The organism is Phenylobacterium sp., assembly GCF_044236515.1.
Classification (GTDB): Bacteria; Pseudomonadota; Alphaproteobacteria; order Caulobacterales; family Caulobacteraceae; genus Phenylobacterium.
In genome coordinates, this window is sequence record NZ_JBIIGK010000175.1 from 1 (window position 1) to 5368 (window position 5368).

5 protein-coding genes are annotated in these 5368 nt (G+C 70.1%); all 5 read left to right on the top strand.

Translation table 11 applies throughout. The features are described 5' to 3' along the window. On the top strand, positions 1–1355 hold a 1355-nt coding region (locus ACILRF_RS14025), incomplete at its 5' end, for a transketolase-like TK C-terminal-containing protein (RefSeq protein WP_395673933.1). A 28-nt stretch (positions 1356–1383) separates the two neighbouring features. Then, complete coding sequence (gene purT / locus ACILRF_RS14030; RefSeq protein WP_395673935.1) at positions 1384–2601, top strand: formate-dependent phosphoribosylglycinamide formyltransferase; 1218 nt, start codon at positions 1384–1386, stop codon at positions 2599–2601. A 175-nt stretch (positions 2602–2776) separates the two neighbouring features. After that, on the top strand, positions 2777–3787 hold the full coding sequence (gene gap, locus ACILRF_RS14035; protein ID WP_395673937.1) for a type I glyceraldehyde-3-phosphate dehydrogenase: 1011 nt from the start codon (positions 2777–2779) through the stop codon (positions 3785–3787). A gap of 8 nt (positions 3788–3795) precedes the next feature. Beyond that, on the top strand, positions 3796–4992 hold the full coding sequence (locus tag ACILRF_RS14040) for a phosphoglycerate kinase (RefSeq protein ID WP_395673939.1): 1197 nt from the start codon (positions 3796–3798) through the stop codon (positions 4990–4992). A gap of 14 nt (positions 4993–5006) precedes the next feature. Beyond that, a partial coding sequence (locus ACILRF_RS14045) for a class I fructose-bisphosphate aldolase (protein WP_395673941.1) occupies positions 5007–5368 on the top strand: 362 nt, incomplete at its 3' end.

The following is a 5368-nucleotide window of genomic DNA, read 5'->3' on the forward strand; positions in this document are numbered from 1 at the left end:
CGGCCGGTTGGGCGGTCAAGGCCATCGACGGCCACGATGTCGGCCAGATCAAGCGCGCCCTGTCGTGGGCGACGCGCCAGGACAAGCCGACGCTGATCGCCTGCCGCACCAAGATCGGCAAGGGCTCTCCGACCTACGAAGGCACCCACGACGTCCACGGCAAGGCCTTGGGCAAGGACGAGGTGGTGGCCACCCGCGCCAACCTCGGCTGGCCGCACGAGCCGTTCGTGGTGCCGGACGAGGTCTACAAGCCCTGGCGCGCCGCCGGCCGCAGAGGCCGCAAGGCGCTGAAAGCCTGGGAGGCGCGCCTCGCCGCCTCCAGCCAGCGCGCCGATTTCGACCGCGCCATCTCGGGCGCCCTGCCGACCGGCGCCTATGCCCGCCTTGACGCGGCGATGTCCGAAGCCGCGACCTCCAGGCCGGCGGCGGCGACGCGCCAGCATTCCGGGACCGTGCTGGAGAAGATCTTCGCCGACATCCCCGAACTGGTGGGCGGCTCGGCCGACCTGACCGGCTCGAACAACACCTTCGTCAAGGGCACGCCCGTCCTCGACACCCCCGACTATGCCGGCCGCTACGTGAACTATGGCGTGCGCGAATTCGGCATGGCCGCGGCGATGAACGGCATGGCCCTGCACGGCGGCGTCATCCCCTACGGCGGCACCTTCCTGGTGTTCAGCGACTACGCCCGCCCGGCGATCCGGCTGGCTGCCCTGATGGGCGTGCGGGCGATCCACGTCGGCACCCACGATTCCATCGGCCTGGGCGAAGACGGCCCGACCCACCAGCCGGTCGAGCACCTGGCCGGCCTGCGCGCCATGCCCAACGTCAACGTCTTCCGCCCCGCCGACCTCATCGAGACCGCCGAGTGCTGGAAGCTAGCGCTGGCCGCCGAGCGCACCCCGTCCGTCATGGCCCTGTCGCGTCAGAAGACCGCGGCGGTGCGCGACGCGGCGGGCGAGAACCTGTCGGCCCGCGGGGCCTACCAGCTGTCGGCGGCGACGAAGCCTGCCCAGGTGACGATCTTCGCCACCGGCACGGAAGTCCCGGTCGCCCTGGCCGCTCGCGACATGCTCGAGGCCGACGGCGTCGGGACCCGTGTCGTCTCCGTTCCGTGCTTCGAGCTGTTCGAGGCCCAGCCGCGCGACTACCAGGAGGCGGTGATCGGCGAGACCACGGCGCGCGTCGCCATCGAGGCCGGCGTGCGCCAGGGCTGGGACCGCTTCATCGGCTCGGACGGCGGCTTCGTCGGCATGAGCGGCTTCGGGGCCAGCGCGCCGGACAAGGTGCTCTACCAGCACTTCGGCATCACCGCCGAGGCGGTTGTGTCGGCGGCCAAGGCGCGGCTGGACTGATCCATTCCTGAGAAGCGGGGCGAAGGCGATGCGTGACTCGAAGGTTCCAGCCCGCTTGGGGACCCCTCTGTCGCCGAGCGCCGTTCGCGTCATGCTGCTGGGCTCGGGCGAGCTCGGCAAGGAAGTGGCCATCGAGCTGCAGCGCCTCGGCTGCGAGGTCATCGCCGTCGACCGCTATGCGAACGCGCCGGCCCAGCAGGTCGCCCACCGCGCCCACGTCATCGCCATGACCGATCCGGCCGCGCTGCGCGCCATCGTCGAGGCCGAGCGGCCCCACCTGATCGTCCCCGAGATCGAGGCCATCGCCACCGACGAGCTGGTGCGTATCGAGGCCGAGGGCCTGGCCACCGTCATCCCCACCGCCCGCGCCGCCCAGCTGACCATGAACCGCGAGGGCATCCGCCGGCTGGCCGCCGAAGAGCTCGGCCTGCCGACCAGTCCCTACGCCTTTGCATCGAGCGAGGCGGAACTGGCCAAGGCCGCGGCCGAAATCACCGGCTTCCCCTGCTTCGTGAAGCCGGTGATGAGCTCGTCCGGCAAAGGGCAGTCCTATGTCGAGGGACCTGCGGACATCGCCGCCGCCTGGCGCTACGCCCTGGAGGGCGGCCGGGTCGAGCAGCCCCGGGTGATCGTCGAGGGCCGCATCGCCTTCGACTTCGAGATCACACTGCTGACCGTCCGCAGCCTGGTGGACGGCGAGACGGCGACGAGCTTCTGCGACCCGATCGGCCACCGGCAGGTCAAGGGCGACTACGTGGAAAGCTGGCAGCCGCAGGGCATGACGCCCACCGCCCTGCGTCGGTCGCGCGACATCGCCGCCGCGGTGACCGGCGCCCTCGGCGGCCACGGCGTCTTCGGCGTCGAGCTGTTCGTACGCGGCGAAGAGGTCTGGTTCTCCGAGGTCAGCCCCCGGCCCCATGACACCGGCCTCGTCACCCTCGTCAGCCAGCGGATGAGCGAGTTCAAGCTGCACGCCCGGGCCATCCTCGGCCTGCCGGTCGACGTTCGCCTGGCCGAGCCCGGCGCCAGCGCAGTGATCTACGGCGGCGTGGAGGCGGCGCATATCGCGTTCGACGGGGTCGCCGACGCCCTCGCCGTGCCGGGCGCCGACCTGCGCCTGTTCGGCAAGCCGGCAAGTCACGAGCGCCGTCGTATGGGCGTCGCCGTCGCCGTCGGCGCCGACGTCGACCAGGCTCGCGAACGGGCCGCCGCGGCGGCCGCCAGTGTCCGGCCGGTCGCAAGATAATCCACGGAACAAGCGGGACCTTGCGAGGTTCTTAAGGGGGCGGACGTCCAGGGGGCGGACGTTGTCCAACGTTGTCAGACGGTCGCGGGGTTGACTTGGGGGCTCCCGCCCTGAAGAAACGCCCGCGAAAACAAGGCTCGGCCGCGCCGCCAGCGGCATAATGGAGATTCCCTACATGACCGTCCGCGTCGCCATTAACGGTTTTGGTCGCATTGGCCGCCTGGTCCTGCGCTCGATCATCGAACATGCGCGGACGGACATCGAGGTCGTGGCGATCAACGACCTGGGCCCGGTGGAGACCAACGCCCACCTGCTGCGCTACGACAGCGTGCACGGCCGCTTCCCCGGCGTGGTGACCGTCGACGGCGACACGATCGACGTGGGCCGCGGCAAGATCAAGGTCACCGCCGTCCGCAACCCGGCGGAGCTGCCGCACAAGGACCTCGGCGTCGACATCGCCCTGGAGTGCACGGGCCTGTTCACCGCCCGCGACAAGGCCGCCGCCCACATCGAGGCCGGCGCCAAGCGGGTGATCATCTCCGCCCCCGGCGACGGCGTCGACAAGACCATCGTCTACGGCGTCAACCACGACACCCTGACCGCCGACGACCTGATCATCTCGAACGCGTCCTGCACCACCAACTGCCTGGCCCCGGTCGCCAAGGTGCTGCAGGAGCTGTGCGGCATCGAGCGCGGCTACATGACCACGATCCACTCGTACACGGGCGACCAGCCGACGCTGGACACCATGCACAAGGATCTCTACCGCGCCCGCGCCGCCGCCATGTCGATGATCCCGACCTCGACCGGCGCCGCCAAGGCCCTGGGCCTGGTGATCCCGGAATTGACCGGCAAGCTCGACGGCTCGTCGATCCGCGTGCCGACCGCCAACGTCTCGGTCGTCGACCTGAAGTTCGTCCCCGGTCGCAGCGTGACCAAGGACGAGATCAACAACGCGCTGACGGCCGCCGCCGCCGGCCCGCTGAAGGGCGTGCTGGGCGTGACGGAAGAGCCGCTGGTCTCGGTCGACTTCAACCACATCGCCTACTCCTCGACCGTCGCCCTGCCGCAGACGCAGGTGATCGAGGGTCAGCTGGCCCGGGTGCTTTCCTGGTACGACAACGAGTGGGGCTTCTCCACGCGGATGAGCGACACCGCCGTCGCCCTGGGCAAGCTGATCGCCTGAGCCGAGCGATGACGTTCAAGACGCTCCACGACGCGGACCTTGCGGGCAAGCGCGCCCTGGTCCGCGTCGACTTCAACGTGCCGATGCAGGACGGGGCCGTCTCCGACGACACCCGCCTGCGCGCCGCCCTGCCGACCATCAAAAGGCTGCGCGCCGGCGGAGCCAGGGTGATCCTGTTGGCCCACTTCGATCGGCCCAAGGGCAAGCGCGTGCCGGAAATGAGTCTGCAGCCGATCGTCGGCCCGCTGGCCGCCCTCGTCGGCGCCCCGGTGGCGTTCGCCGACGATTGCGCCGGCGAGGCCGCCACGGCCGCCATCGCCGCGATGCAGGACGGCGACGTCCTCCTGCTTGAGAACGTTCGCTACGAGGCCGGCGAAGAGAAGAACGATCCGGCGTTCGCGAAGGCCCTGGCCGCCAACGGCGACCTCTACGTCAACGACGCGTTTTCCGCCGCCCACCGGGCGCACGCCTCGACCGAGGGCCTCGCGCGCCAGCTGCCGGCCTATGCCGGTGAGCAGATGCGCCGCGAGCTCGAAGCGCTGGAGCTGGCGCTGGGCAAGCCCGAGCGGCCGGTGATGGGCATCGTCGGGGGGGCCAAGGTCTCGACCAAGCTCGACCTGCTCAACAACCTCGTCGGCCAGCTTCAATTCCTCGCCATCGGCGGCGGCATGGCCAACACCTTCCGCTACGCCCAGGGCTACGACATCGGCGCCTCGCTCTGCGAAAAGGACATGGCCGACACCGCCCGCGCGATCCTTGAAAAGGCCAAGGCGGCCGGCTGCCGGATGATCCTGCCGACAGACGCCGTGGTCGCCCGCGAGCTGGCGCCCGGCGCCGCCTCGCGCATCACGGCCTTGGCCGGCGGCGCCATCGACGCCGACGAGAAGATCTTCGATGTCGGCCCGGACACGCTGGCCGAGATCCTCGCGGCGATGGCTGAGGCCAAGACGCTGATCTGGAACGGGCCCCTCGGCGTCTTCGAGGTGCAACCCTTCGACAAAGCGACCGTTGAGGCCGCGCGGGAAGCTGCGCAGCGGGTCCGTTCGGGCGCGTTGGTTGCGGTCGCCGGTGGCGGAGACACGGTCGCGGCGCTCAATGCGGCCGGCGCGACGGAGGATTTCACCTTCGTCTCCACGGCCGGCGGCGCATTTTTGGAATGGATGGAAGGCAAGGAGCTGCCCGGCGTGGCGGCCCTCGGCTCTTGATGGGGAACTCTTCGATGAATCTCGCGGCTCTGAACGACATCGCCGAGAAGATGGTGACGCCCGGCAAGGGCATCCTGGCCGCCGACGAAAGCCACGGCACGATCCAGAAGCGCTTCGACGCCATCGGCGTGGAGAACACCGAGCAGAACCGCCGCGATTACCGTGAACTGCTGTTCCGGACCGACGCGATGCGCGACCGCGTCTCGGGCGTGATCCTGTTCGAGGAAACCCTCTATCAGAACGCCGCCGACGGCACGCCGCTGGTCGAGCTGATCGCCAAGGCCGGTTCGATTCCCGGCATCAAGGTCGACAAGGGCGCCAAGCCGATGCCGGGCTTCCCGGGCGAGACCATCACCGAGGGCCTCGACGGCCTCGG